General features: G+C 58.6%; 30 protein-coding genes. 19 read left to right on the top strand and 11 right to left on the bottom strand.

Annotation, left to right across the window (positions count from 1 at the left end; genetic code table 11):
• Positions 1-11 precede the first annotated feature (11 nt).
• The 3 genes from AC2FI9_RS09435 (at position 12) to tuf (ending at position 4,340) form a co-directional block, all read left to right on the top strand.
• On the top strand, positions 12-2,360 hold the full coding sequence (locus AC2FI9_RS09435; protein ID WP_496767161.1) for a DNA topoisomerase IV subunit A: 2,349 nt from the start codon (positions 12-14) through the stop codon (positions 2,358-2,360).
• Positions 2,361-2,457: 97 nt separating this feature from the next.
• Positions 2,458-3,051: a hypothetical protein gene (locus AC2FI9_RS09430; protein ID WP_496740310.1), complete on the top strand. Its 594-nt coding sequence runs from the start codon at positions 2,458-2,460 to the stop codon at positions 3,049-3,051.
• A 113-nt stretch (positions 3,052-3,164) separates the two neighbouring features.
• The gene (tuf, locus tag AC2FI9_RS09425; RefSeq protein ID WP_496767160.1) at positions 3,165-4,340 is read left to right on the top strand and encodes an elongation factor Tu; all 1,176 of its coding nucleotides are present in this window, start codon (positions 3,165-3,167) and stop codon (positions 4,338-4,340) included.
• Between the two features lie 93 nt (positions 4,341-4,433).
• Here tuf and AC2FI9_RS09420 read toward each other — a convergent pair whose 3' ends face one another.
• On the bottom strand, positions 4,434-4,775 hold the full coding sequence (locus AC2FI9_RS09420; RefSeq protein WP_282120772.1) for a RidA family protein: 342 nt from the start codon (positions 4,773-4,775) through the stop codon (positions 4,434-4,436).
• A gap of 474 nt (positions 4,776-5,249) precedes the next feature.
• On the opposite strand from AC2FI9_RS09420, the gene AC2FI9_RS09415 reads away from it, so the two are divergent.
• Positions 5,250-6,557 (top strand): tetratricopeptide repeat protein, encoded by a 1,308-nt coding sequence (locus AC2FI9_RS09415; protein WP_496767159.1) that lies wholly within the window; start codon positions 5,250-5,252, stop codon positions 6,555-6,557.
• A 25-nt stretch (positions 6,558-6,582) separates the two neighbouring features.
• Here AC2FI9_RS09415 and rpe read toward each other — a convergent pair whose 3' ends face one another.
• A complete protein-coding gene (gene rpe / locus AC2FI9_RS09410; RefSeq protein ID WP_282151891.1) occupies positions 6,583-7,272 on the bottom strand; it encodes a ribulose-phosphate 3-epimerase in 690 nt (229 codons plus the stop codon).
• 164 nt (positions 7,273-7,436) lie between these two features.
• Between rpe and phnC the strand changes: the two genes are divergently transcribed.
• The 6 genes from phnC to AC2FI9_RS09380 all read left to right on the top strand — a co-directional run bounded on the left by phnC (position 7,437) and on the right by AC2FI9_RS09380 (position 12,345).
• The gene (phnC, locus tag AC2FI9_RS09405) at positions 7,437-8,258 is read left to right on the top strand and encodes a phosphonate ABC transporter ATP-binding protein (RefSeq protein WP_496767158.1); all 822 of its coding nucleotides are present in this window, start codon (positions 7,437-7,439) and stop codon (positions 8,256-8,258) included.
• Positions 8,259-8,323: 65 nt separating this feature from the next.
• Positions 8,324-9,226, top strand: a complete 903-nt coding sequence (gene phnD / locus AC2FI9_RS09400) for a phosphonate ABC transporter substrate-binding protein (RefSeq protein ID WP_496767157.1) — start codon at positions 8,324-8,326, stop codon at positions 9,224-9,226.
• A 67-nt stretch (positions 9,227-9,293) separates the two neighbouring features.
• Positions 9,294-10,175 (top strand): phosphonate ABC transporter, permease protein PhnE, encoded by an 882-nt coding sequence (phnE, locus tag AC2FI9_RS09395; protein WP_496767156.1) that lies wholly within the window; start codon positions 9,294-9,296, stop codon positions 10,173-10,175.
• The gene (phnE, locus tag AC2FI9_RS09390) at positions 10,172-11,539 is read left to right on the top strand and encodes a phosphonate ABC transporter, permease protein PhnE (RefSeq protein WP_496767155.1); all 1,368 of its coding nucleotides are present in this window, start codon (positions 10,172-10,174) and stop codon (positions 11,537-11,539) included. The genes phnE (AC2FI9_RS09395) and phnE (AC2FI9_RS09390) overlap by 4 nt, the downstream gene beginning before the upstream one ends.
• A 24-nt stretch (positions 11,540-11,563) precedes the next feature.
• Complete coding sequence (locus AC2FI9_RS09385; RefSeq protein WP_496767154.1) at positions 11,564-12,184, top strand: LbetaH domain-containing protein; 621 nt, start codon at positions 11,564-11,566, stop codon at positions 12,182-12,184.
• Entirely contained in the window at positions 12,181-12,345 is a 165-nt protein-coding gene (locus AC2FI9_RS09380) for a hypothetical protein (protein WP_496767153.1), read from the top strand. The genes AC2FI9_RS09385 and AC2FI9_RS09380 overlap by 4 nt, the downstream gene beginning before the upstream one ends.
• Here the strand turns inward: AC2FI9_RS09380 and phnF are convergent.
• Positions 12,342-13,052 (bottom strand): phosphonate metabolism transcriptional regulator PhnF, encoded by a 711-nt coding sequence (phnF, locus tag AC2FI9_RS09375; RefSeq protein ID WP_496767152.1) that lies wholly within the window; start codon positions 13,050-13,052, stop codon positions 12,342-12,344. The two genes, AC2FI9_RS09380 and phnF, sit on opposite strands and share 4 nt — an antisense overlap.
• A gap of 103 nt (positions 13,053-13,155) precedes the next feature.
• On the opposite strand from phnF, the gene phnG reads away from it, so the two are divergent.
• From phnG to AC2FI9_RS09335, 8 genes are read left to right on the top strand one after another with little or no spacing between them, the layout of a single operon-like run.
• Positions 13,156-13,614, top strand: coding sequence for a phosphonate C-P lyase system protein PhnG (gene phnG, locus AC2FI9_RS09370; protein ID WP_496767151.1), 459 nt, complete (start codon positions 13,156-13,158; stop codon positions 13,612-13,614).
• Positions 13,614-14,189 carry a phosphonate C-P lyase system protein PhnH gene (phnH, locus tag AC2FI9_RS09365; protein ID WP_496767150.1) on the top strand — a complete coding sequence of 192 codons (576 nt, stop codon included), beginning with the start codon at positions 13,614-13,616 and terminating at the stop codon, positions 14,187-14,189. Before phnG ends, phnH begins: the two co-directional genes overlap by 1 nt.
• A gap of 3 nt (positions 14,190-14,192) precedes the next feature.
• A complete protein-coding gene (locus tag AC2FI9_RS09360; protein ID WP_496767149.1) occupies positions 14,193-15,284 on the top strand; it encodes a carbon-phosphorus lyase complex subunit in 1,092 nt (363 codons plus the stop codon).
• A 28-nt stretch (positions 15,285-15,312) separates the two neighbouring features.
• Complete coding sequence (locus tag AC2FI9_RS09355) at positions 15,313-15,585, top strand: hypothetical protein (protein WP_496767148.1); 273 nt, start codon at positions 15,313-15,315, stop codon at positions 15,583-15,585.
• Positions 15,582-16,442 carry an alpha-D-ribose 1-methylphosphonate 5-phosphate C-P-lyase PhnJ gene (locus AC2FI9_RS09350; protein ID WP_496740115.1) on the top strand — a complete coding sequence of 287 codons (861 nt, stop codon included), beginning with the start codon at positions 15,582-15,584 and terminating at the stop codon, positions 16,440-16,442. The genes AC2FI9_RS09355 and AC2FI9_RS09350 overlap by 4 nt, the downstream gene beginning before the upstream one ends.
• Positions 16,439-17,209: a phosphonate C-P lyase system protein PhnK gene (phnK, locus tag AC2FI9_RS09345; protein ID WP_496767147.1), complete on the top strand. Its 771-nt coding sequence runs from the start codon at positions 16,439-16,441 to the stop codon at positions 17,207-17,209. Before AC2FI9_RS09350 ends, phnK begins: the two co-directional genes overlap by 4 nt.
• A 24-nt stretch (positions 17,210-17,233) precedes the next feature.
• Positions 17,234-17,917, top strand: a complete 684-nt coding sequence (gene phnL / locus AC2FI9_RS09340; RefSeq protein ID WP_496767146.1) for a phosphonate C-P lyase system protein PhnL — start codon at positions 17,234-17,236, stop codon at positions 17,915-17,917.
• Positions 17,914-18,462 carry a ribose 1,5-bisphosphate phosphokinase PhnN gene (locus AC2FI9_RS09335; protein WP_496767145.1) on the top strand — a complete coding sequence of 183 codons (549 nt, stop codon included), beginning with the start codon at positions 17,914-17,916 and terminating at the stop codon, positions 18,460-18,462. The genes phnL and AC2FI9_RS09335 overlap by 4 nt, the downstream gene beginning before the upstream one ends.
• Here AC2FI9_RS09335 and AC2FI9_RS09330 read toward each other — a convergent pair.
• Positions 18,444-19,127, bottom strand: a complete 684-nt coding sequence (locus tag AC2FI9_RS09330) for a DUF1045 domain-containing protein (protein WP_496767144.1) — start codon at positions 19,125-19,127, stop codon at positions 18,444-18,446. The genes AC2FI9_RS09335 and AC2FI9_RS09330 overlap by 19 nt on opposite strands.
• Positions 19,128-19,179: 52 nt before the next feature.
• On the opposite strand from AC2FI9_RS09330, the gene AC2FI9_RS09325 reads away from it, so the two are divergent.
• Positions 19,180-20,319: an alpha-D-ribose 1-methylphosphonate 5-triphosphate diphosphatase gene (locus AC2FI9_RS09325; protein WP_496767143.1), complete on the top strand. Its 1,140-nt coding sequence runs from the start codon at positions 19,180-19,182 to the stop codon at positions 20,317-20,319.
• Here the strand turns inward: AC2FI9_RS09325 and AC2FI9_RS09320 are convergent, their stop codons facing one another.
• The 7 genes from AC2FI9_RS09320 to AC2FI9_RS09290 are packed head-to-tail and all read right to left on the bottom strand — an operon-like array spanning position 20,320 to position 26,817.
• Positions 20,320-20,796 (bottom strand): class I SAM-dependent methyltransferase, encoded by a 477-nt coding sequence (locus AC2FI9_RS09320; RefSeq protein WP_496767142.1) that lies wholly within the window; start codon positions 20,794-20,796, stop codon positions 20,320-20,322.
• 14 nt (positions 20,797-20,810) lie between these two features.
• A complete protein-coding gene (locus AC2FI9_RS09315) occupies positions 20,811-21,566 on the bottom strand; it encodes a polysaccharide deacetylase family protein (protein WP_496767141.1) in 756 nt (251 codons plus the stop codon).
• Positions 21,563-22,705, bottom strand: coding sequence for a glycosyltransferase family protein (locus AC2FI9_RS09310; protein WP_496767140.1), 1,143 nt, complete (start codon positions 22,703-22,705; stop codon positions 21,563-21,565). Before AC2FI9_RS09310 ends, AC2FI9_RS09315 begins: the two co-directional genes overlap by 4 nt.
• Complete coding sequence (locus AC2FI9_RS09305; RefSeq protein ID WP_496767139.1) at positions 22,702-23,286, bottom strand: histidine phosphatase family protein; 585 nt, start codon at positions 23,284-23,286, stop codon at positions 22,702-22,704. Before AC2FI9_RS09305 ends, AC2FI9_RS09310 begins: the two co-directional genes overlap by 4 nt.
• Complete coding sequence (locus tag AC2FI9_RS09300) at positions 23,283-24,359, bottom strand: glycosyltransferase family 4 protein (RefSeq protein WP_496767138.1); 1,077 nt, start codon at positions 24,357-24,359, stop codon at positions 23,283-23,285. Before AC2FI9_RS09300 ends, AC2FI9_RS09305 begins: the two co-directional genes overlap by 4 nt.
• Positions 24,359-25,606 (bottom strand): glycosyltransferase family 4 protein, encoded by a 1,248-nt coding sequence (locus tag AC2FI9_RS09295; RefSeq protein WP_282152655.1) that lies wholly within the window; start codon positions 25,604-25,606, stop codon positions 24,359-24,361. Before AC2FI9_RS09295 ends, AC2FI9_RS09300 begins: the two co-directional genes overlap by 1 nt.
• Positions 25,603-26,817 (bottom strand): glycosyltransferase family protein, encoded by a 1,215-nt coding sequence (locus AC2FI9_RS09290; protein ID WP_496767137.1) that lies wholly within the window; start codon positions 26,815-26,817, stop codon positions 25,603-25,605. The genes AC2FI9_RS09295 and AC2FI9_RS09290 overlap by 4 nt, the downstream gene beginning before the upstream one ends.
• Between the last annotated feature and the right edge of the window lie 30 nt (positions 26,818-26,847).

The raw sequence follows: 26,847 nt of genomic DNA, 5'->3' as shown, positions 1-26,847 counted from the left end.
TCACATCATATATGAACGATACGATCGACGACCCCAATATGGAGGCCCCCGACAATGGGGGCGAGGTAGCTGAACCGCTGCGCCGCGCGATCGGCGAACGCTATCTGACCTATGCGCTGTCCACCATCATGCACCGGGCATTGCCTGATGCGCGCGATGGGCTGAAGCCTGTGCACAGGCGAATCCTCTATGCGATGCGCGAGCTTCGACTCAGTGCAACGGGCGGGTTCCGCAAATCCGCCAAGATTTCCGGCGACGTGATGGGTAACTATCACCCGCATGGCGATGCCGCGATCTACGACGCGATGGCGCGTCTGGCGCAGGATTTCAACGTCCGTTACCCACTGGTCGATGGCCAGGGGAACTTCGGCAACATCGACGGTGATAACCCGGCGGCCTCGCGATACACCGAAGCGCGGATGACCATCGTGGCCGAAGCCCTGCTGGAAGGGTTGAACGAAGACGCGGTCGATTTCCGCGACAACTATGATGGCACGCTAAGCGAACCGGTCGTGCTGCCTGCGCAGTTCCCGAATCTGTTGGCTAATGGCTCCAGCGGCATCGCGGTTGGCATGGCGACGAATATTCCGCCGCATAACATCTCAGAGCTCTGCGACGCCTGTCTGCATCTGATCAAGACGCCGGATGCGCGCGATGACACACTATTGAACTATGTTCCCGGTCCGGATTTTCCGACCGGAGGTGTGATCGTTGAGCCACCCGAGAACATCGCGCAGGCCTACCGCACCGGACGAGGATCGTTCCGTCTTCGCTGTAAGTTCGAGGTTGAAGATCTGGGTCGGGGTCAATGGCAGATCGTTGTCACCGAGATTCCGTATCAGGTTCAGAAATCCAAGCTGATCGAAAAGATCGCCGAGCTGATCCAGACCAAGAAAATCCCGATCCTCGCCGATGTGCGCGACGAATCCGCCGATGATATCCGCCTGATCCTTGAACCACGGTCCAAGAATGTGGACCCCGAGGTGTTGATGGGGATGCTCTATCGCAACTCTGATCTTGAGGTTCGGTTTAGCCTGAACATGAACGTGCTGATCGACGGGGTGACGCCCAAGGTCTGCTCGATGAAGGAAGTGCTGCGCGCTTTCCTTGATCACCGGCAAGAAGTGTTGCTGCGCCGCTCGCGTCACCGTATGGCCAAGATCGACCACCGGTTGGAGGTGTTGGAAGGCTTTATCGTCGCTTTCCTGAACCTGGATCGGTTGATCGACATCATCCGCTACGACGACGACCCCAAAGCCGCGTTGATGCGCGAGGATTGGGGCATCGACCATATCCGCGCCACCAGCGAGGCGGACTATGTGTCGCCCAAGCCGGGCGAGGGCGAATTGTCCGAGGTTCAGGTCGATGCGATCCTCAACATGCGCCTACGCAGCTTGCGCCGTCTGGAAGAGATGGAACTGGTTCGTGAGCGCGACGCATTGATGTTGGAACGCGCCAATCTCGAAGACCTGCTGGCCGACCCGGCCCTGCAATGGGCCAAAATCGCCGAGCAGTTGAAAGAGACCAAGAAGACCTTTGGCAAAGACTATGAAGGTGGCGCGCGCCGAACCCAATTCGCCGAAGCCGGGCAGGTTGAAGAAGTGCCGCTTGAGGCAATGATCGACAAAGAACCGATCACGGTTGTCTGCTCTCAGATGGGCTGGATTCGCGCTATGACCGGTCACATCGACCTTAAGCGCGAGTTAAAGTTCAAGGACGGCGACGGCCCGCGTTTCATATTCCACGCTGAGACGACTGACCGCTTGTTGGTGTTTGCCTCGAACGGACGATTCTACACGCTCAGCGCCGCCAATCTGCCGGGTGGGCGCGGTATGGGCGAACCGCTGCGCCTGATGGTCGATCTGCCGAATGAGGCACAGATCATCGACATCCTGATCCACAAGCCAGGGCGCAAGCTGTTGGTGGCGTCAGACGCGGGTAACGGTTTCATGGTGCCCGAAGATGACGTGTTGGCCCAGACCCGCAACGGTAAGCAGGTGCTGAACGTCAAAGCTGACGAGACGGCGATGATCTGTAAGCCCGTATCGGGCGATCACGTCGCGGTTGTGTCGCAGAACGGCAAGTTCTTGGTGTTCCCAGTGGAAGAGCTGCCCGAAATGGGTCGCGGTAAGGGCGTACGTCTGCAGAAATACAACATGGCGCGCGGTCGGCAGGGCACACTGGAACTGGATGGTGGCCTGTCCGACATCACCACCTTCAATTGGGAAGAGGGCCTGAAATGGTCCATGGGTGGCGACAAGACCCGGCACGAGGCGGACATGTCACAGTGGCTGGCCAAACGGGCCAGCGTTGGGAAAAAAGCGCCTTATGGTTTCCCACGCGACTATAAATTTTCGTGAGTAAGCGCGCTTGCAAGTGGATTTCTGCCGATACGGCATGGCACAAGCGGTATCGTTGCGCTAGATCAAAGAAAAACAGGCATATCGAGACGAGAAAATGTTGCGAGCTTTGACCCTGATTACCGGACTGGCCCTGATGGGCGCGTGCACGCAGACACAGGTTTACGAAGAGCCTGAATCGCTGGGCGAATTCAAACTGCGCGTCAACTACGCATTTGCCGAAAAGGCCCGGCAGGGGCCGGTGTCGCGGGATGCGACGCCCAAAGAGTGGGAAGACGCCATTCAGAACGCCGTGAATATTCGGCTTGGCCGATATGAGGGCGCTCAGGAATACGACATTGGGATCAGCCTGGAAGGCTACATGTTGGCACCTCCGGGTGTGCCCGTGATCTACAATCCCAAAAGCACGGCAATTGTCCTGGTTAACGTCTATGACGTGCGCAAAAAAGAGTTCCTGGCCAAAGGAAAACAGTTTCAGGTGCTAGAAGACACGACCGGTGAAAGTGCACTCACGGGATCTGGTCACTCGCGCACCAGAGAAGAGCAAATGGATGGCCTGGCGCTCAAGGTTGCCGATCGTGTCGAGGAATGGCTTGCCGAGGAACACAAGGACAATGGCTGGTTTGACCGGCGCCCGGACTTGATCCAGCCGCTGGATTCCGTCGAGGTCACCCAAAATCCGGCGTCTTAACCAGCTTTTCACGCAGGATGTGCTTGATTTTCCCCTTTGAACCAAATATCTCGCGCGCGCAGATGTAACCACGGGACTAAGGGTCCCCCAAATCGCAAAAGGGCGCCTGAGGAATGGCAAAGGAAAAGTTTGAGCGTAATAAGCCGCACGTCAACATCGGCACGATTGGCCACGTTGACCACGGCAAGACCACGCTGACCGCAGCAATCACCAAGTATTTCGGTGACTTCAAAGCGTATGACCAGATTGACGGCGCGCCTGAAGAAAAAGCACGTGGCATCACCATCTCGACCGCCCACGTGGAATACGAGACCGACAACCGCCACTACGCGCACGTCGACTGCCCCGGCCACGCCGACTACGTCAAGAACATGATTACCGGTGCCGCTCAGATGGACGGCGCGATCCTGGTTGTGAACGCAGCTGACGGCCCGATGCCGCAGACCCGCGAGCACATCCTGCTGGGCCGCCAGGTTGGCATCCCGAAGATGGTCGTGTTCATGAACAAAGTTGACCAGGTTGACGACGAAGAGCTGCTGGAACTGGTTGAGATGGAAGTTCGCGAACTGCTGTCCAGCTACGAATACCCCGGCGACGACATTCCGATCATCGCAGGTTCGGCTCTGGCGGCGATGGAAGGCAACAAGCCGGAAATCGGCGAAGAGAAGATCCGCGAACTGATGGCGGCTGTTGATGATTACATCGACACCCCTGAGCGTGAAGTTGACAAGCCGTTCCTGATGCCGGTCGAGGACGTGTTCTCGATCTCGGGTCGTGGTACCGTTGTTACGGGTCGTGTCGAGCGTGGCGTGATCAACGTTGGCGACGAGATCGAAATCGTCGGCATCCGCGACACTCAGAAAACCACCTGTACCGGTGTTGAAATGTTCCGCAAGTTGCTGGATCGCGGTGAAGCGGGCGACAACATCGGCGCCCTGCTGCGCGGTATCGACCGTGAAGGCGTTGAGCGTGGTCAGGTTCTGTGTAAGCCGGGTTCGGTTACACCGCACACCAAGTTCGAAGCCGAAGCCTACATCCTGACCAAGGAAGAAGGCGGTCGTCACACTCCGTTCTTCGCGAACTACCGTCCGCAGTTCTACTTCCGTACAACTGACGTGACCGGCACTGTGACCCTGGCAGCTGGCACTGAGATGGTTATGCCCGGCGACAACGTTGGCTTCACCGTCGAGCTGATCGCACCGATCGCGATGGAAGACGGTCTGCGTTTCGCCATCCGCGAAGGCGGCCGCACCGTCGGTGCCGGCGTCGTCTCGAAAATCATCGAGTAAGTCGCACCAGCGAATATCCAAAAAAAGGGCGTCCCTCGGGACGCCCTTTTTTTGCATTCCTGCTATGGTCAGCGCGCCTTGCGCGGAAAGGAATTAGTCGTAGGCCGCGTCGACGATGAATTCCACCTTTAGCTCGGCGCGGGCCAATTTGGCCTCGCCGCAAGCCCGCGCGGGGGCGTGGCCCTTTGGAACCCAGGCATTCCAGACCTCGTTCAATCCGGCAAAATCTTTCATGTCCGCCAGCCAGATCGTCACGCGCAGCATCTTTTCGCGCGATGAGCCAGCCTGTTCGAGAAGGGCGTCAATCTTCTCGAGGCAAATCCGGACTTGTTCCTGAATAGTCTCGCCCTCGGCGACTTGCCCGGTCAGGTAGGCCACTCCGTTGTGTTTCACAATTTTTGAGGACCGTTCGCCGGTGTCGATGCGTTCAATCATGGGGGTATTCTCGTTTTTTAGTGTCGGATACGGTCGTTCATGGTCACAATCCACCCTGTATGGCAAACGGAAACCGTTTGAGTGCGTTTCAGAGAAATTTAATACGCAGAAAAAAACGTGATCAGAAAGCGCGTGGACCTATCTCGCATTCGTGCCGCCTCGAGTGCTTGTCTTTGCCACCTTCCGTTCAAACGCGCACAGGCTTTTCCATCCCGGCGCTGAGTGGCCTCGGCGTGGATTGTAGAAGCCGTTGATACCGAAAACAAAATTGCCAGCGCCAACCCCGCAGCCCTTCCGTATGTTCTCTGAAAATCTGCAGTCGATTACTTTCGGCACACAGGCGAAGTATTTGGCCGCGTCAACCGGGGCGGCCTTTTTCTTTTCACAATTGTCAGTATTCTGGCGGCAGACATTCAGATTTTCGGTAACATGATAAAATCGTTAACTAAATTCACCGGGTTTTCCCTAACAGCAATGATCGCAGTCGCTGGCGTAGGGCAGGCCAAGCCTTTGCTTACGAATTCACAGGAAACCTATGTTTCCGCCTGCCTGGATCAGAGTGACACGCCAGAGCGTATCATCGAAATCTGCCAACACGGGCTGGGTGGTGTCGGTGCGTCTGATCGGCAGCGTATTGAGATGTTGGATAAGCTGGCATGGGCCTATTATGATCTCGATGATATGGATCAGGCCGATGACGCGTTTGCCGAAATTCTGGCCTTGAATCCCGATGCCGAGCTTGGGCTGCAGGGGCGGGCGTGGGTGCATTACAATCGCGATTATTACGCGGCTGCGAGTGCGTTGTTTAGGCAAGCCGTATCGCGCAAGCCCAATGCAAGCAACATGGCTGGTCTGGCCGCCAGCGCGCGCCGGGCCGGGCAGATGGATTTTGCCGATTTCGAAGAGATGATGCAAACCGCTCTGGCCTTGAACCCGGAATACACTTGGGCGATGCGGGAACTGGCCTGGAAATTGGTGGACCATCACCGGCAGGACGAAGCGCTGAGCCTGTTCAGAACCGCCAGCGAACTGGATCCATATGATCCATATGCGGAATACGGCGTCGCCTTTCTGTTGTCCGAGCAGAACGATTGGGAAGCTGCGTTTGACCACGTAAGTCGGGCATTGGAACTGAAGCCGGATTTCGTGACCGCATTATCGCGCCGGTCCCTTATCCTGCTGATGCTGGATCGGCCCAAACAGGCATTGAAAGATGCCGAAGCGGTGATTGAGGCCGAACCTGATGACACGGACGGCTACGTGCGAAAGGCGCGGGCGCTGTCAGACTTAGGCCAAAGATCACAGGCGCATGAGGTGTTGGAGCTGGCGGAAAGCCGGGTGGGACCGGGTAGTTATCTGCTTTATTGGCGGGCCAGCCTGTTGGCGGACGACCTCGAGTATGAAGCCGCTCTTTTCCACATTCGACGCAGTGTCGCGCTTGAGGGTGCCGACCGCTTTGACCACCGCCTGCATGCGGATATCGCGTTAGGGCTGGGGTACACGGATGAAGCCCGTGATGCCATTGATCAGGCGCTTGGTCTCTATCCCGATGGAGAGTTTGAGCAGTATTCGAATGCGCTGGTGCTGCTGGCCGAGGACAGGTTCGATGCAGCAGAAAGCATGTTCGATTCTGCCACCGCCGCAGGCCTGCACCAGGACTACCTTGGCGACTTTCTGGCCGCTTTGGTGGCCGAGGGGCGGTTCATGCAAGCGATCAAGATGCGTGCTCGGTACAAAAACCGCCAACCGGATGCGACAAGTGACGCGCAACGTTCGAACTAGCGCGTCACTTCTAATGCAGTGATGTTTACGAGGTCGCCGATTCCGCCGCGCTACGCACCGCTTTGATGTTTGCGCCGTAGACGTCCGGGTTATCGACCGAACCGCCCTTGAATACGGCTGAACCTGCGACCAGCACATCCGCACCAGCTGCGGCCACCAACGGGGCCGTCTTGGGGTCGACGCCACCGTCAATCTCGATATGGATCGGACGGTCTCCGATCATCGACCGCAGTTTGCGAATCTTGTTGGTCATGTCGATGAATTTCTGGCCGCCAAAACCGGGGTTCACTGTCATGACGCAAACCAGATCGGTCAGGTCTAGCAAGTGTTCAACCGCGTCGGCCGGGGTGCCGGGGTTCAACGCAACGCCCGCCTTCATGCCAGCGGCGCGAATCGCCTGCAAAGTACGGTGGGTATGGGCACCGGCCTCGACATGTGCAGTCAGGATATCGGCGCCTGCATCCGCGTAGGCCTGAATGTAGGGATCAACCGGCGTGATCATCAGATGCACGTCCATGACCGTTTTGACATGGGGGCGGAACGCTTTGACGGCGGGCGGGCCAAAGGTCAGGTTGGGCACAAAATGGCCGTCCATTACGTCGATATGGACCCAATCCGCCCCCTGGGCTTCGATGGCCTGAATCTCGGCACCAAAATTGGCGAAATCTGCGGACAGGATCGACGGGGCGATCTTGATGCTGCGGTCAAAGCTCATGAATGGCCTCATATGGATAGCGTGTTGGCACAGCGTATAGCGGCGATATGCGCCAATGGGTAGGCCCTCGGTACGCGGGGGCGTTTACAAAACTTTCACTGTGCCGACACAAAGCCGTTGAATCCCGCCTGTAGTTGGTCGCCAACACGAATTGGGGGTGGCACGTGCTGCGGATAGAAAAACTGACTAAACGCTTTGGCGACAACGTGGCCGTTGATGCCGCGACGCTGGACGTAGACAAGCCTTGCATGATTGGCATCATCGGGCGGTCCGGCGCGGGCAAGTCGACGTTGTTGCGGATGATCAACCGTCTGACGGATGCAAGCGACGGCGAGATCCTGTTTCAAGGCCGTGAAGTCACCAAGCTGAAAGGCCGTGACAAGCGCGCATGGCAGGCTGATTGCGCGATGATCTTTCAGCAATTCAACCTGGTGCCGCGTATGGATGTTGTTTCGAATGTGCTGCATGGCACATTGAATCGCCACTCGACTCTGGCGACCATGTTCAACCTGTTCCCGATGGAAGACATCCACCGGGCGATTGATATTCTGGACCGCCTCGGCATCGCCGCGCACGCGCCCAAACGCGCCGAGGCGCTTTCGGGCGGTCAGCAACAGCGCGTCGCCATCGCGCGCGCCCTGATGCAGGACCCTAAGATCATTCTGGCCGACGAACCCATCGCCTCGCTGGACCCGATGAACGCGCAGGTGGTGATGCAGGCGCTGCGCCGCATCCACGAAGAGGACGGCCGCACCGTCATCGCTAACCTGCATACGCTGGATACCGCCCGCCGCTATTGTGACCGCGTCGTCGGTATGCGCGATGGACGTATCGTTTTCGACGGGTTGCCCGAGCAACTGACAACTGGCGTGGCCCGCGAAATTTATGGCGCCGACGCCAGCTTCTCGGAAGAGGCAACTTCGACCCAGATCGAAACACTCGACGCGACCCAAAAAGCGCTGATGGAAGCCGAGGCGACCATCTAGGCCAGACCCAACCCTTTCATCGACCGGCCGATGAAAGGCCGGCGCATCAAACCGGAGAGAGACAGATGAAAAAACTGATTGCCGCCCTGGTGGCCACAACTGCGATGGCCGCGCCAGCCATGGCGCAAGAGATTTCCGAATTCCGCATTGGTATTCTGGGCGGAGAAAACGCACAGGACCGTCTGAGCAAGCAGGAATGCTTGCGCGAGCAGACTGAGGACCTGCTGGGCGTCGAGACCAAGCTGTTCGCGCCCGCCGATTACAACGGCGTAATTCAGGGGCTGCTTGGCGGCACCATCGACATGGCTTGGCTGGGTGCATCCGGTTACGCCAAAACCTACCTGAGCGATCCTGAAGCGGTTGAGCCTGTTCTGGTCAAGGTCAACACCGATGGCAGCTATGGCTACTATTCGATCGGATTTGCCCGCAAGGACAGCGGCATTGCCTCGTTGGAAGACATGAAGGACAAGACCTTTGGTTTCGGCGATCCCAATTCGACCTCGGGCTTCCTGATCCCGTCAATCGAAATTCCGCAGGCCACCGGCGCGACCATGACTTCGGGTGACTATTTTGGTGAAGTAAAATTCACCGGCGGCCATGAGCAGACCATCGTGGCAGTAAACAACGGTGACGTTGACGGCGGCGTGACATGGGCCGACGGTCTGGGAGATTGGGAAGACGGTTATCAGTCCGGCGCGCTGCGTCGTGCCGTGGATGCCGGTCTGGTCGACATGAACGATCTGATCGAAATCTGGAAATCGGCTCCGATCCCCGAAGGCCCATTCGTTCTGCGCACCGAGCTACCCGAAGACGTTAAAATCAAGATGACCGGCATGCTGGCCTCGATGAATTCGATTGATCCAGACTGCATGTACAACGTTCTGGGCGGTGAATCCAAAGGCCTTATGCCGATCACCCACGACGCCTACGAAATCATCATCGAAGCGCGCAAGCTGAAGTCCAACTAATCCTGCACCTCCAATGATCGGGGTCCGGTGGCAAACCGGACCTCTTTTTGCCACTCAGGAGCATTCCATGACAGACCTGACCGTAGGGTCCCCCAGCGTCGACCAGATCCGGGCCGACTATTCCGAGATGACACGACGCAAGAGGGTCTATGGTGGTATCCTTCTGATCGTATTCGTGGCGATGATGGCCGCGGGTTTCCGTACTGCAGACGACCGCAATGCCGGCAGCTTTGTCGACGGCTGGCACCGTATCCTCGACTACCCGACCGAGGTTCTGTCGGAAGCATGGGAAAAGATCGGCGCGATGCCGGAGAACCTTGTGAAGTTTTTCCCGGCTCTGGTCGAGACACTCAATATCGCTGCGGCTTCGACGCTGATAGGGGCCATCGCTGGGACGTTTCTGGCGCTGATGTCCACGCGTGGCATGGCATTGTGGCCCTCGCTTATCCCGCTGTTTCGCCGCATCGCTGATATTTTTCGCGCGGTGCCTGAAATCGTTATCGCTTTGGTTTTGATCTTTGTGCTGGGCGGTGGTCCGGTGCCCGCAATGATTGCCATCGCAATCCATACGGCAGGCGCGTTGGGGAAGCTTTTCTCGGAAGTGAACGAAAATGCCTCGCTGAAACCGGTCGAGGGGCTTCATTCGGTCGGCGCGAACTGGTCTCAGCGGATGTATCTTGGCGTGATCCCACAGGTTGGACCGAACTATGTCAGCTATGCGCTGCTTCGGTTCGAGATCAACATTCGCGCCTCGGCCATTCTGGGTTTTGTTGGCGCCGGCGGGCTGGGTTATGAGCTGCGCAACGCGATGTCCTGGGGGCAGGGGCGTTATGACGAAGCTGCCGCCATCTTCCTTCTGCTGTTCGTCACGATTGTTGTTGTCGATCAGATATCGGGTCTGCTGCGTGAGCGCCTGACCCACGGTTCCGAGAAAGGAGCACGGGCATGAGCACTTTTGCCACCGACCTGACCGCCGATGAGTTGAAGGCTGAGGCTGCCCGTTTGTTCAACCGCAAACGGCTGACCAACTTTGGATTGCCCGCGCTTGTTTTTGTCTATCTGATTTACGTGTTCTTTGCTTTCGACGTGTCTGGAATGGCCGAGCGTGCGAACTGGGAGAACGGCAAAACGCTGATTGCAGACAGCTACAGCTACAAAACGCATGTTTCGCGTGACAATCGCACCGGCGAGGTTTCAACCGCCATCGAAGGTGAACGCAAGGGCCGCTACCCCGACGGTGAGGCTCCGGGCTGGGTGAGTTTAGGCGAAACTACAGTCATTGATCTGGAAGACGGCCACATCGTCCGCTTTGGTCCCGAGACGGTGGAATACGATATCCCCGGCTATGGCACCGTCCGCGCGACACCGACCCGCTCTGCCGGTGTTCAGGCTGAACTGCCCGCAGGCGAGGTGCCGGATTGGATCAACGTCTCAAAAAACCGCATGGCGATTACAACGGATGCGGGGCGTCTGACCGTGACACGCAACCGGTCCGAGGTCTTCCGCTATTTCAATGGGTGGGAGCTGTTCTGGTTCACGCTCGACAGCCCTTATTACGGCAAATCCCTCCCGGAACTGGCGGGCCTCGCCGCAAAGGGTGAGGGCGGGGCAATCCTGAATGACTTCTGGACCAACAAGATGTGGCGGCATCAGGACGTGGCCTGGGCCATTTTTGAAACCATCCTGATGGCATTTCTCGGCACGTTAGGCGCGGGTATGATCGCATTGCCTTTGGCGTTTTTCGCCACGCGCAATTTCAACCCGCTAAAATCCATTCGGTTCCTGACGCGCCGTGTGTTTGACTTTGTGCGCGGTGTGGACGCGCTGATCTGGACGGTTGTGTTGGCGCGTGCCTTTGGACCTGGTCCACTCACCGGCGCGCTGGCCATTCTGGTGACCGATACCGGAACCTTCGGCAAAATCTTCTCGGAAGCGCTGGAAAATGTGGACCAGAAACAGATCGAGGGCGTGCAGTCCACAGGGGCCAATGCACCGCAACGCTATCGTTATGGTGTGATCCCACAGGTGACGCCGGTGCTGCTAAGTCAGTTGCTCTACTTCCTTGAATCCAACACCCGCAGCGCCACGGTGGTCGGTGCGATCACCGGTGGTGGTATCGGTCTGTTGTTGACGCAAGCGATCATCACCCAGAAGGATTGGGAAGAGGTCGCCTATTACATCGTTCTGATCATCCTGATGGTGATGCTGATGGACTGGTTCTCGGGCTGGCTGCGCCGACGGCTTATCCAGGGAGAGACAAGCAAGATACGCAAAGCTCGGGACACAAAGGCAAAGTCGTTCTTTTTGCCGTGACTCATGACCAAGGACCACAAAACCATGGCACGACTGCGTTCTGACCAACCGTTTATCCATCCTGATTGCCAAATCTCGGGTAGTTCCTTCGGTGAATTTGTCGAAATTGGTGAGGGAAGCCGCGTTGTAAACTCTGCTTTCGGCGACTATTCGTATTGCGACCGGACCTGTGACATTGCCAATGCTGAGATCGGCAAGTTTGCCAATATCGCCAGTTTCACACGGATCGGTGCGACAGATCATCCGATGGAAAAGGCGTCATTGCATCACTTCCTGTATCGCTCAGCAGATTACTGGGATGATGCCGAGGATGACGCGGATTGGTTCAAACATCGCGCCAGCCGCATCGCCCGGATCGGCCATGATACCTGGATTGGGCATGCGGCGATTATCAAACCTGAAGTGACCATTGGGCACGGCGCGGTGGTTGCCTCGGGGTCTGTCGTCACCAAGGATGTAGCGCCTTATACAATTGTAGGCGGTGTGACGGCCAAACCGATCCGTACCCGGTATCCGGTTGGCGTGGCCGAGCGCATGATGAACCTGGCCTGGTGGGATTGGGACAATGCCCGTCTGCGCGCGGCCCTGCCGGATTTCCGCACATTGAGCGCCGAGGCATTTCTGGAAAAATACGAACCGATTTGAATAGGCAAGAGCTGAAATCTCCCGCGCCCGCACCTGCATCGGCTTTGCCGATACAGGCTGGCGGCCTTGGGCGCGGCACCGCGTTTCACGCGGCGCTATGCCCAACAGGATATGACCGCCGTCAGGAGGTCGAAGACGGGCGGGAGGGCGCTGCGGCCTAGTCCTCGTTCAGGGTCAGGGTGACCCGATCTCCGGCAAATACGGTTCGCCCGAATTCAACCGGCAGACCATTGGGATCTGCGTTAATACCGACGGAAAACAGAACAGGCGCACCTTCTGTCAGTCGCAGATGCAGGGCCTGTGTTGCCGTCGCCGCGCGCGCTGTCAGGCGTGTCGAGACGCGGGTGTAATCCTTAACACCGCAGTGCTGAAGAGCTTTCGTTACTGATTGTGTTTCGGACAGCGCCTCAAGAATGCCGGGCAAGCGGTCCGCGGGAAAGACACTTTGGAATAGCCCGATCGGCTGCCCATCCGCCAGAGACAGCCCATCATAAACGTGCACCTGATCGCCTGAAGCGATCTCCAGGGCCTCTGCTTCTGTTTCATCTGCGGCGCGCGTTGTGAGTGTCAGGATCTTTTTGCCGGGGATTTTACCGCTGGCCGAGATGCTCTTGTGGTATCGGACGCGCTTGCCGATGGCATAATCGGTCGGACGTGCCGCCACAAAGACACCGGCGCCGCGACGGGCATGCACCAGACCTTGGTCCGCCAGATCCGACAGTGCACGCCGTACCGTGTGGCGGTTGACCCCGTGTTTTGCTGCCAGTTGTGCCTCGGTCGGCAGGCGGTCGCCGGTGTCGTACCGACCCTCTGCAATGTCCGATGTGAGATTCAGCGCGATGCCTTTCCAAACGGGTGTTTTTCTCATGTCACCAAAACTTCACAAGGTTGCGGATTGCCAGACGTGGTGGCGGGATGTAATATTTGTCTAGTTGTATAGTTCAGATAGACAACCCGGCCAAGAGGCTTTGATGGCAGATCAAACAAATATTTCGAATGCGGCGCGGCAGGATTGGATGAGCCTGTTGGCGCGGGCCCCTGAAGGCGCATTGATGAAGCTTTGGGGTGGCTACGAAGACCGCCCGGACTTTGAATGGCTGCGCAGCCCCGAAGTAGGCGGTGTCATGGTGCGCGGGCGCACGGGTGGCACGGGTGCCCGGTTCAATCTTGGCGAAATGACCGTCACGCGGTGTTCGCTGGTGTTGCAGGACGGAACGATTGGGCATGGATACGTGCAGGGCCGGTCCAAGCCCAAGGCCGAAACGGCCGCCTTGATTGATGCGCTGATGCAGACCCCTGCTGCGGATGCGATCCAGGATCAGGTGATTGCGCCGCTCAAAAAGCAGATGCAAGCCGCCAGAACAGACCGCGCTGCCAAAGCCGCCGCGACAAAGGTCGAGTTCTTTACATTGGTAAGGGGAGAAGATTGATGACGGCACAGCTCCAGTATTCCGGTGGATTTCAGAACGCACCAGTGCAGGCTGCACATGCGTTCCGTGCCGCGATGACCGTGATGGCCCGGCCCGGCGAAATCCGTGAATTGAAAGGCGTGCAGCCGCCGAACCCCTTGTCGATCGCAGCAGGAACGCTTTTGCTGACGTTGAGTGACCCCGAGACAAAGGTCCATCTGGCTGGCGCCTTCAACACCGATGCGGTGCGCGCATGGCTGACCTTTCACACCGGAGCGCCCCTGTCACAGGCAGCTGACGCGGATTTTGCTGTTGGGACATGGACCCAGCTTGGGCCATTGGGCACATACCGCATCGGAACAGCAGAATACCCAGATCGCTCGGCCACCTTGATTGTTGAATGTGACGCGCTGCAACAAGCAGGTGCTATTCTAAGTGGTCCGGGGATCAAAGACACTGCGCGGCTATCCTTGCCGGATGCCCCGGCATTGCAGGCCAACGCGGCTTTGTACCCGCTTGGATGTGACTTCTTTTTTACTTGCGGCGACCGGGTGGCGGCCCTGCCTCGCAGTACCCAAATCAGTGTGGAGGCCTAGGCAATGTATGTTGCAGTCAAGGGTGGCGAGACGGCCATCGAAAACGCACATGCCTGGTTGGCGGAAGAGCGGCGCGGCGCAACCGACATTGACGAACTGAGCATCGCCCAAATCCGGGAACAGCTGGGTCTGGCGGTCAATCGGGTGATGGCCGAGGGGTCCTTGTACGACCCCGATTTGGCGGCCCTGGCCATCAAACAATCGCGCGGTGATCTGATCGAAGCGATCTTTCTGATCCGGGCCTACCGGACGACATTGCCGCGATTTGGCTATTCGAACCCGGTTAAGACTGATGAGATGGCGTGTGATCGCCGGATTTCGGCCACGTTCAAGGATGCGCCGGGTGGGCAGGTGCTGGGGCCAACCTTTGACTACACGCACCGCCTGCTGGACTTCAAATTGGCCGCAGAAGGTGAGGTTCCGGCTGCGCCTACGGCGCAACTCCGCACCGAGGCGACGCCGCATATCACTGAGTTCCTGAAGGGCGAGGACATCATTCAGGATGAACCCGCCAGTGACACCACCCCGGGTGATCTGACCCGCGAACCGATGGAGTTTCCGTCGAAGCGCCCCCTGCGTCTGCAATCCCTGACCCGCGGGGATGAGGGGTTTGTACTGGGCATGGCCTATTCAACGCAACGCGGTTACGCCCGTAACCACGCATTCGTCGGTGAGTTGCGGATCGGTAAGGTCGCAGTGGAAATGGACATCCCGGAACTGGGTTTCGCCATCGACATCGGCGAAATCGAATTGACCGAATGCGAGACGGTGAACCAGTTCAAAGGTTCCAAGACGGAACCCCCGCAATTCACCCGTGGCTATGGTTTGGTGTTTGGTCAGTCTGAACGGAAATCTATCGCGATGGCTTTGGTGGATCGCGCCCTGCGTTGGGAAGAGTTGGGCGAAGACAATCTGGGCGCACCCGCGCAGGACGAGGAATTCGTGCTCAGCCACGCGGACAACATTCAGGCGACGGGTTTCCTCGAGCATATCAAGCTGCCGCACTACGTGGATTTCCAGTCCGAGCTGGAACTTGTTCGCAAACTACGGCGCGAAGCCGAAGAACGGATGCAGCCGAAAGAAGCTGCGGAATGATGGCGGAGCCAAAGGAAAGGGGGCATCAATGAACTGGATAGCGCCCGCATATGCGCGGCGGCAAGCCACGCTGGGGATTTTACCAACCCGCCTTATTGGCGTCGCAGGTTTCTACCGGGTGGCGAGTCCGTGCGCGCGCCAACCGAACTCCATTCGCCATTTGGATCCCGCTTTTGCGCACGACGTCGTCGCTTCGCATGACGAGAGTGAAAGAAAAGATACACCAATAGCGCCAATAACAGTGCGCCCAACAGAAATACGTCCACAAAAACACCAAAAACAAAGTGATACATCAAAATGAATGAGTATAACTTCGCATATTTGGACGAACAAACCAAGCGAATGATCCGGCGCGCCATTCTGAAAGGTCTGGCTGTGCCCGGTTATCAGGTGCCATTCGCCAGCCGTGAAATGCCTATGCCATATGGCTGGGGCACCGGTGGCGTGCAGGTTTCAGCTGCTACATTGACGCCCGAGGACACGTTTAAAGTGATCGATCAGGGTGCCGATGACACCACCAATGCTGTGTCGATCCGCAAGTTTTTTGAGAACACGGCAGGTGTGAAAACGACCGAGGAAACCGAAAAGGCCACGGTAATCCAGACCCGCCACCGCATCCCCGAGGCGAAGCTGCGCAAGGACCAGATCATCGTTTATCAGGTGCCGATCCCGGAACCTCTGCGCTTTCTGGAACCGCGTGAGACCGAGACACGCAAGATGCACAGCCTTGAAGAATATGGGCTGATGCATGTGAAGCTGTACGAGGACATCAGCCAGCACGGGGCGATTTCGACCGCATATGCCTATCCGGTGAAAGTGTCGGACCGCTATGTGATGGATCCGTCGCCGATCCCGAAATTCGACAATCCAAAACTGGAGATGGACGCGATCCAGCTGTTTGGTGCGGGACGTGAACAGCGGATTTACGCGGTTCCGCCGCATACCAAGGTCGTCAGTCTGGATTTCGAGGATTACCCGTTTGAGGCCACCAAAGCCGATCACCCATGCGATCTTTGTGGGGCAGAGGATAGCTATCTCGACGAAGTGATCATGGATGATGCAGGCAACCGGATGTTCGTCTGTTCCGACACCGATTATTGCCGGTCTCGCCGCGAAGCGGGCCACAAGGGCCGATTGGCCGAGGAGAATGCGGCATGACCCCCTTATTGCAGGTCAAAGGCATCGAAAAGCGCTATGGCGCGCGGATCGGGTGCTCGGATGTGAGTTTTGATCTCTTCCCTGGAGAAGTAATGGGGATCGTGGGTGAAAGCGGATCGGGCAAGTCGACGCTGTTGAATTGCATGGCCGGTCATCTGGAGCCCGATGCGGGGCAGGTGATCTTTGACACTCGTACTGATGGTCCGGTGGATACAGTCACCATGTCCGAACCGGAACGCCGGATGCTAAGCCGTACGGACTGGGCCTTTGTGCATCAGCATGCGCGCGATGGCCTGCGGATGTCGGTCAGTGCTGGCGGCAATATTGGTGAGCGTCTGATGGCGGTGGGGGATCGTCACTATGGCGACATCCGGGACCGCGCGATCGACTGGTTGGGCCGGGTCGAGATTGAAGAATCCCGTGTGGACGACCGTCCGTCGGCCTTTTCCGGAGGGATGCAGCAGAGGTTGCAGATCGCCCGCAATCTGGTCACAGGGCCGCGCCTGGTGTTCATGGATGAACCGACCGGCGGACTGGATGTTTCCGTTCAGGCGCGTTTGCTGGATCTGCTGCGTGGTTTGGTGCGTGAGATGGGGTTGAGCGCGATCATCGTTACCCATGACCTCGCCGTCGTGCGCCTGTTGGCGGATCGACTGATGGTCATGAAAAGCGGTCATGTAGTCGAGGCCGGGTTGACCGATCAGGTTCTGGACGATCCGCAACATGCCTACACGCAGTTGCTCGTGTCCAGCGTTCTGCAGGTTTGAGTATTTGGAAAAAGATGAAGTGCTATGATTGAGCTTATCAATGTCAGCAAGAGCTTTACCCTGCACAATCAGGGTAGTGCCGTAATTCCGGTGATGCAGGGTGCATCTCTGAATGTCGCCGCAGGTGAATGCGTCGCCCTGACCGGGGCTTCAGGCGCAGGGAAATCAACACTGATGCGGGTGGTCTATGGAAATTATCTGGCCGCATCAGGCCGGGTCCTTGTCGGTGGTCTGGACGTCGCCAAGGCCGAACCGCGCGAAATTCTGGCTTTGCGGCGCGAGACGCTCGGCTATGTCAGTCAGTTCTTGCGTGTGGTCCCCAGGGTTCCGACGCTTGAGGTGGTGGCCGAGCCGCTGTTGGCCGTTGGCTGCGACAAGCAAGCGGCGCTGGACAAGGCGGCGGGTTTGTTGCGGCGGTTGAACATTCCCGAAAGACTATGGAGCCTGAGCCCGACCACTTTTTCGGGCGGTGAGCAGCAGCGGGTGAACATCGCACGTGGGTTTGCGCATGATTACCCTGCGATGCTGTTGGACGAACCGACGGCCTCACTGGATGCGCAAAATCGCGAAACGGTGCTGTCTTTGATCGAAGAGGCCAAAGAACGCGGCGCGGCGATTGTTGGCATCTTCCACGATGTCGAAGCGCGCAGCCGGGTCTGTGATCGCGAGATCAACGTGTCTGAATTCACCCCGGGGATGGTCGCGTGAGCCTTGCGCCGGTCATAGCCGTTGTTGGTCCGTCAGGTGTCGGCAAAGACAGCGTCATGGAGGCGTTGGTCGCAGCGGCGCCAGGTATCCTGCGGGTTCGCCGGGTGATAACCCGCCCCGAAGGCGAAGAAGGCGAAGATTTCGACCGGGTGTCGATTGAAATCTTCGAGCAGATGATGCTGGACAGAGCCTTTGCGTTGCACTGGAGCGCGCATGGACTGCACTACGGCATCCCGATTGAAATCGAAGACCAACGGCAAACGGCGAATGCGCTGTTGGTCAATCTGTCCCGTTCGGTTTTGTTGAACGCGCAGGTGGTTTTTGGCGACCTGATCGTGATTTCGCTGACAGCGGACCCTGAGGTGCTGGCGCAGCGCCTCTTCGCGCGTGGGCGGGAAAGCACCTCTGATCAGGCGCGTCGTTTGGGACGGGCTGGTATGCCCTTGCCCGACGGGCTGAACCGCGTGATCGAAATTGATAACTCCGGGCCGCTGGAAGTCACGATTGATGCGATCCTTGCCGGACTTCAACCGGAAAGGGCGTAGCGATGGATCAGATGAAACCTCCCATCTTCGGCTTCGCCCATAAGCGCCAAATCCTTGATCTGACAGGGGGCGGGCAGCAGGGGAACCAGATGGTTCTCCAATGCGACCTGCACGGTTTTCAGCGTGGGTTTGTCCAGTTTTCCGCTAAGGGTGATGTGAAAGCGGAACGTGTCCATCACGTAAGGGTAACCCCAACGCAGCAGGTTGGCGTCCTGTTCCGGCGTCAAGCCCGAGGCACGTCGGCGGTCCAGTTCCGCGGCGGGCGCGGGGGCGCGGAAGCTGTCAGGCTCGCGGACGCAAGCCGCTGCAAGCGCGTTCAGTACGTCGGTATTACCTACCGGCCGCAGGGCCAGAAAACGACCCAGCCGGGCGATCTCGAACCCGTCCAGCGTGACGGGCGGTTGCGTTCCGGCCAACCGTTTGCAGGTATCTTGCAAGTCGGTCAGAGATTGCCCCTTGTTCAGGCGAAACGGCGGCTTCAACGTCGCGTGAAGACCGTATTTGCGCGGAACATCGGTCGAGGCTGCGACGTCCACGCCGTCAATGACAGGATGCGCAACTTCAGTTCCGGCTTCCATGTCCCAGCCCAACCATTGGGTCGCAAAGATTGTCCATTCGGCCTGAGCCGGTGGCGCAAAATAGATCGCGTATCGCGTGAATGTCACATTGGCCTCCTATGCGTGGCCTTTCCAATAGCTCAAACCTTGTGAAGTTCAGATGACAGAAGAAATGATACTTGCCAATGCCACGCTTGTTCTTCCCGATGAGACGGTCGTGGGCAGCCTTCGGTTTGTGGGGGATACGATTGCCGAGGTCGCGACCGGCGCAACTGTTCCCGCTGGTGCAATTGACTGCGAAGGCGATTATGTCTGCCCCGGTCTGGTCGAACTGCACACCGATAATCTTGAGCGCCACATTCAGCCGCGACCCAAGGTCGACTGGCCTCATGCAGCCGCTATTCTGGCCCATGATGCCGAACTGGCCAGTACCGGGATCACGACCGTATTCGACGCGATGCGGATAGGCTCGATCCCGTCCGGGCAGCGCTATGTCAAATACGCGCGCGGTCTGTCGCATGAGCTGTGGCAGTTGCGGGAACAGGATGCATTGAAGATCAGCCATTTTCTGCATTTGCGGGCCGAGGTCTGCTCGGAAACCCTTGCCGAAGAATTAAACGAATTTGGGCCCGAAGACCGTGTTGGTCTGGTCTCCCTCATGGATCACACGCCCGGACAACGGCAGTTCCGCGATATGTCGAAACTGGAAGCGTATCTGAAAGGCAAACTGGGACTTGAGGGAGATGGATTTCTGCAACACGTGGCCGACCTTAAGGCGATGCGCGACCGCTATGGTGATCTGCACGAGGTTGAGACGGTAAAAGCGGCCAAACGGTTTGGTGCGATGCTGGCCAGCCATGATGACACGACGGACGAGCAGGTGCGCGTATCGGCCGGTCACGGGATCACCCTTGCCGAGTTCCCGACCACGGTCGAGGCTGCGCAGTCCTGTCATGATCATGGTATCAAGGTGATGATGGGCGCACCCAATGTGATCCGGGGCGGGTCGCATTCCGGAAATGTCGCTGCGCATGAACTGGCGCAGCTGGGCCATCTCGACATACTGTCCTCGGACTATGTGCCCTCCGCTTTGTTGCTGTCCGCTGTGAGACTGGGCGAGATGTGGGGTGATTTTGCCCGCGGTTTGAAAACCGTGACAAAGACACCGGCAGAGGTCGTTGGGCTGGATGATCGTGGTGAGTTGCGGTCGGGCACTCGGGCGGACGTCATCCGGTTCCGGATGCGCGAAGGCACCCCTGCGTTGAATGGCGTTTGGTCGCGCGGACGGCGCGTAGCCTGATCAGGCCCTGTAGAACAAGTAACGGTCCGGCGCGATGGTGTCCGGGCCGCTTATCTGTTCAAAGCCAACCAAAGGTTGGCCCGAGATTAGCAGACCACCGGGCAACATCACCTGCGCAATCAGAGGGCTGAGGCGCGCGGCTTCGGCAACGTCTTCTTCCTTGACACCCCGCCCGAAATCGTAGTGACCGAAAGCGATCCTGGGTCCACCTTCTGCCAGCTTCTGCAGCATCAGCTCGGCCTCACCTTGCAAAAAATCTTCCGCTGGCGGTGTGCTGGACGGATGGCACTGCAGCACGCGGTCCATGACCCAGATCCTCCGATCCGGCAGAATTTCCCGCAGGTGATCATAAGTGCGCCCGTTTCCAAGGCCCATATCCAGCACGTCGCCTGCCATACCCGAGATCTGATCTACCGCCCAATTCAAACCGTCACGTTGTGCGGTCAGGCGGCGCAGCATGGAATCCAGTCGGCTCATTCAGATCTCCGTTTTCAATCGGCTTGGGGGGCTGACCAGACAAAGCCCGGCCCGTTCAGCAGCCGGTGCAGCAGGTCGTGGGTAAAGGCCCAGATATCCTCATCATGAACCAGATGGTGGGTCAAGATGCCAAAGGGCTCGGCGTTGTCCGCGCGACCCTCGCGGCGATCTTGCAGCAGCAGAGTGGTTTTGGCGATCAACATGTCCGGGTCGGCCAGTCCGCGTGATCCGCGCCAGTCGATTGGATCCAGATGCGTGTTGATCTGGGCCAATCCGGGCGCTGCCTGCGGGCTGGACCGTGGCGTGGCGGTCGATAAGATACGATACCCCGCTGCGGGCAATTCCTGAACCACCTCTGGCGCTATGCGGTTCCATGGCGGCACGAACATCGGGCACAATCGATCTGCAAACAGGGTGCGCAGCCGCGATATCCCTGAACCGATATCCCCAGTGATATCGTCCATGGGCCGGTGCAGGCGGAATTCGGATTTCTTTTCATCCGGTGGTGCGTGGTTCTGATGGGCCCAACCGTGCACGACCGGGATCAAGTTTGGCTGGGCAGTTACATACTCGATCAGCGTGTCTTGGGCATCGCGGGGGATGATCGCCAGATGAACGGGCACCTCAAGGTGGTCTGACATCGCGGTCAAGCGATCAAGCTGCGGCGTTGTGGAAACCGCATCATCGTCGCGCCACCACAAAGGCAGTGCCAGTCCTTGTTGAAGCCAGATATCCAACTCATCCGACAAACTGCGCCAGTCAACACTCATCTGCGGCGCTCCAAAAGTCCTTTGGCGATGCGTACGGATTGCGCTGCGCCATCGAACCCCTGATCTGAGACCGGACGAGTTTCCGATGAAATCACGCGGCCCACGGCCTGGGCCAGTAGATCTCCGTTCAATTCTTTGCTTGAGATGATATCTATGGCGGGCATTTCCGCAAGGGTGCGGGCGCGGAGGCTCTGCTCGACCTCATTGCCATCATCAAATGGAATGAACACTGCAGGGGTTCCTGCTTGCAGAATATCCAATGCTGTATTGTAGCCGCACATGCTGACCGAAGCCGCCGCGTGGGGCAGCATCTGGCGAAAATCGGGCCGCACCGGTTCCAAAGTGACAGGGGCATCCGTCACTTGCTTCCGCAGTTCGGTAATGCGTGCCTTTGCATCCTGTCCGCCGACCAACAGGCGCCAGTGCCTGTTGGACATCTTTCGGGCGGCCTCGATGGCCGCGCGAAAGATCGGCTGCCCAACCGAACCGCCGCCTGCGCTGACAAGCACCTCGCCTTTGCCGGTTGCATCCTTGTGCGGTGCTGGGGCCAGTGGAGCCACGAAACCCGTGTAAAACAGGCGGCCCTCCAGTTGCTCAGACACAGGCCAACTGACGTTCAACGGGACAACGCTCTGGTCCGAATGGACAAGGATGCCGTCGTAATGCTCTGCGATAATCTGCTCCGCCCGCTCTGCCTTTGAGGGTTTTGACGGCGGTGCCAGAATGTCACGGATCGATCCCAGAATTATCGGGCGCGGGCGTATTTCACGAGCGGTCTCCAACGCGGCTGAAAATTCACCTGCCAGAGACCTGCGGCCAAACGGATAAAGCTCGGTGATCAGAACATCCGGTGCAAAGCTGCGAATTGCTTCAACCAGCGCAGTCTTGCGCGCCGCGAAATACCCCTCATCCGCCACCGTTCCGGCTTGTGTCAAAAGACGGGTGAAATCAGTGCCATCCGAGCGCAAAGGGGGCAGTCCCAACAACGTCATTCCGGACGTGTCCAATTGAGGAGCAGGCATCCCGCCAGAGACCACGAAGGTATCATGCCCATCCGCGACAAAGGCTCGGCCCAGCGTCAACGCGCGACTCAGGTGCCCGGTGCCCAGCAGGTGGGTGACAACAATCATGACCTTCATTCGCGGGGCCCCTGTCGCAGCAGGCGAACCGGTTCGGGCTGAGGCTGAAAACACTCCAGATCAATGACATAAAGGCGGTTGCGCTTGATCTTGAATGGGGCGGTGCCGTCAAAGTCCCATCCCCAGGCCGAGGCCAGAATGACGCGCATGATCCCAATGTGACACACGGCGACGGTGTCGCCCTGCAAACTGCCCAGCCAGGGTTGCAATCGCGCCCGCACGTCCGCCGGGCTTTCGCCGTTTGGTGGGCAATAGTCCCAGCCCCAATCCTCGATATGGCGATATCCGCTGTCTGCTTCTGCAATCAGGTCAACGCCGCGCTTGCCTTCCCAATCGCCCCAGTTCATCTCGGTCAGGGCTTCGGACACGATAGGCTCGCGCCCCGCGACCAATGCGGCGGTTTCGCTGGCGCGCTGCAGGGGGCTGGACCAGAGCGCGGCCTTGTTCCACGGATCGGGAAGCTCATAACCGGCCAGTTCAGTGCGCGCGTCCTCGTCCAGCGGAATGTCACTGCGGCCCTGAATACGGCCTGCGCGATTCCAATGGGTGTGGCCGTGACGCAAAAGAGCAAGTTGGCTCATGCGGTGCCTCCGATCAAAGGCCGCGCAGCCTGCCAGAACCGTTCGGTTGCGGCGGGCATCAGGTGGCGGTTGGACACGTATCCCTGGGCTGTCGTACCAAGCGAACGACGCAGGGCAGGGTCGCCAATCAGCGTCTGTAGCCTGGCGGCAAGCGCTTCGGGTCCTGCTTCGACCTCGGGATAGTTGGCCGGCGCCAGAACATCGCGGACACCGGGCCTGTTCTGCGCAACAACCGGAACTCCGCTGGCCTGCGCCTCAAGGTAAATCATGCCATATGCCTCATTCACGCCGGGCCACACCAAGATGGATGCATTTGCGTATATGTTTTGCAAGGCGTCGCGATCCAGTTGCCCCAGAAACCGGACCTTGGAGCCAAACGGTGTCATAAGGTCTTCGATCTCAGCCCGCGCAGGTCCATCCCCTGCAATATCCAAAGCCCAATCCCCGTTCAAATGCGACAGCGCCTGCGCCAGCAGTTGGTACGACGCCAGTTTGTCACCATGCCGCATCATTCCCACCGTCAGCATCGGCCCGTCACATGAGGAAGCGGGCGGCAGGCTCGAGATTGGCAAAAAGGGCGGCAATTCGACCAGACGCTGATCCTCGAATTTTTCACGTTCCAGCGTGATTAGATCGTTGGCCGTGTGGTAAAAAATGACGTTCGCCGCGTCGCAGGCATCATGTGCGGCTTGCGCAAAGCCGGACCATGGGCCGCGTAACCTGCTGGTCGCACGGGTACTTTCCAATTGCACATAGGGGATGCCCCGAGCGGCGCACACTTTAGGGCCCAGCAGATCGGGGGCCTTGTAGTAGTTGTGATACGTCACCCACAAATCCGTGTCGTGGGTCATGTCCGCGATCAGTCGCCGGGCTTCGGCATCGGCGTCAGAACAGAGACGTTGTTGAACCGCCGGATCGCCCGTTTTGTCGTAAATGCGCAAGTCCGATACGAGATCGACCTCGTCGCCCTGCGCCCCGATCGCCCTGATCAGATTGCGCGCCATTTCCCTGTCACCCGATGGCACCGGGCTGTCCGGAGATTTCATCGGTGAGAAAAAGGCGACGCGGGCCATCAGTCTTTGCCCGCGCCCAATGCGCTGAGCCGTTTGGACAACAGGGCAATGCCGGGGTCCATGCGGAACTCGGCAATCAGGCGGGAATAGGCAGCGTTGGCCATAGATGCAGTACGCTCAGGAGCGGCGGCCATTTCGGTGATCGCGCTGGCAAGTGCGGACGGGTTGTCGTCGGACAAAACGCCATGCGTTCCGGTTTTTATGAATTCCGGAATGGCGGAAACCGGTGTCGACAGGATCGGCAACAGTTGAGACGCAGCCTCCATCAGAACATTTGGCAACCCGTCGCGATCTCCGTCAGCCGCGATCCGGCTGGGCAACACGAACAGATCAGAGCCGCGCATCGCCTCGATCACTTCGGGCTGGTCACAGGCGCCCTTCCAGGTGATCCGGTCCGCGATACCTTGGGCCTCAGCCCGTTCGCGCAGCGCATCACCAAGCGCACCGCCACCAATATGTGTCCAGTGCCAGTCCAGCGAATTGGGTAGCGTGGCGAACGCATCGATCAGGCGATCAAAGCCCTTTTTCTCGACCAGACGACCGACTGAGAGCATGTGAAACCGCCCATCCGGTGCCCGAGCTGCGCGGGTCGGTGGGTCGGGAAAACGGTTCAGGTCCAAGCCATGATAGATCAGATCGACCCGCGCCGGATCATCGGCCAAACTGCGCAAGTGTTCCGCGCCAATGGCAGTACAGGTTGCGCCAAAAGCGGCCCCATGCGTGCTGGCCTGCAGTTTTTCGGCTTTCTCCCAATCGGGTGACGTCCAGATGTCTTTGGCGTGTGCCGAAAAGCTCCAGGGCAGGCCGCGCATGATGGCGGCGTAGCGTGCGACCGACGACGGCGTGTGCATGAAATGCGCATACATCACCTGCGTTTCCCCGGGCAACTCGGCGGCCAGAACACAGGCCTGCCCGAAACGCCGGATGCGGTTCTGTGTCGGGTCGCGCCGCAGATCAGAGCGCCAGACCTTATAAGCCTCGGTATAGCCGGGCAGGGTCTGCGCGATGTGGCGCGCGGCCCAAACGCGATCAGGTTCTTCATACAGGTACTCGGGCAGGTAGTGGACTTGTCCCTTGAACCGATCATGCAGTGGATGACGTTTGGTGTCGGTCGGGTGGCGCAGGGACCAGATGTCAAAGCTGTGGCCTGCGTCCTGCAAGGCGACCAGTTCCTGTGCGATAAACGTCTCCGAAAGGCGCGGCCATCCTTTGACCAGCACCGCGAGCTTGGGTTTTCCTGAAGTCATCCGGTGGCTCGTTCCCGTTCCCCACCAAGCAGCGCGTCGACGCGGCTTGTGACATAGTCCAGACCATCCAGCAGGCCGTCGCGGATTGCCTGAGAAGGCAAGGGCTGATCGGGCAGATTGCGAATAGCCTTAATCATCGTGTCCGCCGTTAACCCGTCACGGTTTTCGTCCAGCATTCTGACAAGTCCCAGACCTTCGGCGCGTGAGGCGCGGATCCACTGTTCCAGCCGCGGTGTCGTGCGTGGAACGATGACGGCGCGTTTGTCGAACGAGAGCACCTCGCAGAACGTATTGTAACCGCCCATGCAGACCACACCTGCAGCGCCGGCAAACAGCGTTTCGATCTGCGATTCAAAGCCAACAGCCGTGACCCGACCATTCAGCGCAGCAACGCGGGTCTCGAAATCGTCCCGCAGCTCGCCCGACAGAAAGGGGCCGTAGACAAGGACAGCGCGTGGTGACAGGTTGGGGTCTTTTTCGTAGGCGCACAAAACCTGGTTCACCATAGCCTTGCCGTCACCGCCGCCGCCCGGTGTAATCAGGATGTAAGGTTGTTCCGGCGGGTCGCCTATCGGCCCGAGATCGCGGCGCAGATAACCAGTCCAATGGATACGCGACTGCGCGGCAGCGCTGAGCGGCAGGCCCTCGGTCGGATCATAGATTGAGCGCAGTCCGTACACCCAGATTTCGTCGTAGAACCTTTCGGTCGCCGCAATGGCTTCTTTCCGCTCCCACTCGGCGGCCAACACTTCGGGTTCATCCAAAACGTCACGCAGGCCCAGGACCATTTTGGTGCGGCGGTACCGCAGCAAATTTTCTAGGGTGGGTAACAGCTCGCTGCGGAAACCAGTTGGTTCCTTGTCGACGATAAGGACGTCAGGATCGAATTGCTGAACCGCCGTCTGGATAAGACCCGCCCGCAGCTCAGTCACTTCCTCGATGCCCATTCCAATTGTCTGGGATGCATAAGATCCATCGGCGCGTTTGGTCACTCCTGGCAAACGCACGTGGTCGACGCGACGCGGAAAGGTGAACCGCCCGGCCACGGGTGACCCGGTCAGGATCAGCGCTGATGCCGATGGGTCAGCCTGCGTCATCGCACCAGCCAGTGCACGGGATCGGCGCAAGTGACCCAACCCGAACGTATCGTGGCTGTAGAACAAGATGCGCGGCGCACGGCCGGTTGTATCGTTTTGTCTTCCTAGGCTCATGCCTTTGCCCAATTCAGTGTTCTGGTGCAA

The sequence above is a fragment of the Ruegeria sp. CDSA246 genome (assembly GCF_059611225.1).
The sequence above is the reverse complement of the archived record's forward strand: the minus strand, read 5'-3'. Positions and strand labels throughout refer to the sequence as shown.

What these genes read in the sequence shown, in the direction of transcription:
- AC2FI9_RS09435 (WP_496767161.1), top strand. Translation starts at nt 12, where the DNA reads ATGAACGATACGATCGACGACCCCAATATGGAGGCCCCCGACAATGGG.
- AC2FI9_RS09430 (WP_496740310.1), top strand. Translation starts at nt 2,458, where the DNA reads ATGTTGCGAGCTTTGACCCTGATTACCGGACTGGCCCTGATGGGCGCG.
- tuf (WP_496767160.1), top strand. Translation starts at nt 3,165, where the DNA reads ATGGCAAAGGAAAAGTTTGAGCGTAATAAGCCGCACGTCAACATCGGC.
- AC2FI9_RS09420 (WP_282120772.1), bottom strand. Translation starts at nt 4,775, where the DNA reads ATGATTGAACGCATCGACACCGGCGAACGGTCCTCAAAAATTGTGAAA.
- AC2FI9_RS09415 (WP_496767159.1), top strand. Translation starts at nt 5,250, where the DNA reads ATGATCGCAGTCGCTGGCGTAGGGCAGGCCAAGCCTTTGCTTACGAAT.
- rpe (WP_282151891.1), bottom strand. Translation starts at nt 7,272, where the DNA reads ATGAGCTTTGACCGCAGCATCAAGATCGCCCCGTCGATCCTGTCCGCA.
- phnD (WP_496767157.1), top strand. Translation starts at nt 8,324, where the DNA reads ATGAAAAAACTGATTGCCGCCCTGGTGGCCACAACTGCGATGGCCGCG.
- phnE (WP_496767156.1), top strand. Translation starts at nt 9,294, where the DNA reads ATGACAGACCTGACCGTAGGGTCCCCCAGCGTCGACCAGATCCGGGCC.
- phnE (WP_496767155.1), top strand. Translation starts at nt 10,172, where the DNA reads ATGAGCACTTTTGCCACCGACCTGACCGCCGATGAGTTGAAGGCTGAG.
- AC2FI9_RS09385 (WP_496767154.1), top strand. Translation starts at nt 11,564, where the DNA reads ATGGCACGACTGCGTTCTGACCAACCGTTTATCCATCCTGATTGCCAA.
- phnF (WP_496767152.1), bottom strand. Translation starts at nt 13,052, where the DNA reads ATGAGAAAAACACCCGTTTGGAAAGGCATCGCGCTGAATCTCACATCG.
- phnG (WP_496767151.1), top strand. Translation starts at nt 13,156, where the DNA reads ATGGCAGATCAAACAAATATTTCGAATGCGGCGCGGCAGGATTGGATG.
- phnH (WP_496767150.1), top strand. Translation starts at nt 13,614, where the DNA reads ATGACGGCACAGCTCCAGTATTCCGGTGGATTTCAGAACGCACCAGTG.
- AC2FI9_RS09360 (WP_496767149.1), top strand. Translation starts at nt 14,193, where the DNA reads ATGTATGTTGCAGTCAAGGGTGGCGAGACGGCCATCGAAAACGCACAT.
- AC2FI9_RS09355 (WP_496767148.1), top strand. Translation starts at nt 15,313, where the DNA reads ATGAACTGGATAGCGCCCGCATATGCGCGGCGGCAAGCCACGCTGGGG.
- AC2FI9_RS09350 (WP_496740115.1), top strand. Translation starts at nt 15,582, where the DNA reads ATGAATGAGTATAACTTCGCATATTTGGACGAACAAACCAAGCGAATG.
- phnK (WP_496767147.1), top strand. Translation starts at nt 16,439, where the DNA reads ATGACCCCCTTATTGCAGGTCAAAGGCATCGAAAAGCGCTATGGCGCG.
- phnL (WP_496767146.1), top strand. Translation starts at nt 17,234, where the DNA reads ATGATTGAGCTTATCAATGTCAGCAAGAGCTTTACCCTGCACAATCAG.
- AC2FI9_RS09325 (WP_496767143.1), top strand. Translation starts at nt 19,180, where the DNA reads ATGACAGAAGAAATGATACTTGCCAATGCCACGCTTGTTCTTCCCGAT.
- AC2FI9_RS09320 (WP_496767142.1), bottom strand. Translation starts at nt 20,796, where the DNA reads ATGAGCCGACTGGATTCCATGCTGCGCCGCCTGACCGCACAACGTGAC.
- AC2FI9_RS09315 (WP_496767141.1), bottom strand. Translation starts at nt 21,566, where the DNA reads ATGAGTGTTGACTGGCGCAGTTTGTCGGATGAGTTGGATATCTGGCTT.
- AC2FI9_RS09310 (WP_496767140.1), bottom strand. Translation starts at nt 22,705, where the DNA reads ATGAAGGTCATGATTGTTGTCACCCACCTGCTGGGCACCGGGCACCTG.
- AC2FI9_RS09305 (WP_496767139.1), bottom strand. Translation starts at nt 23,286, where the DNA reads ATGAGCCAACTTGCTCTTTTGCGTCACGGCCACACCCATTGGAATCGC.
- AC2FI9_RS09300 (WP_496767138.1), bottom strand. Translation starts at nt 24,359, where the DNA reads ATGGCCCGCGTCGCCTTTTTCTCACCGATGAAATCTCCGGACAGCCCG.
- AC2FI9_RS09295 (WP_282152655.1), bottom strand. Translation starts at nt 25,606, where the DNA reads ATGACTTCAGGAAAACCCAAGCTCGCGGTGCTGGTCAAAGGATGGCCG.
- AC2FI9_RS09290 (WP_496767137.1), bottom strand. Translation starts at nt 26,817, where the DNA reads ATGAGCCTAGGAAGACAAAACGATACAACCGGCCGTGCGCCGCGCATC.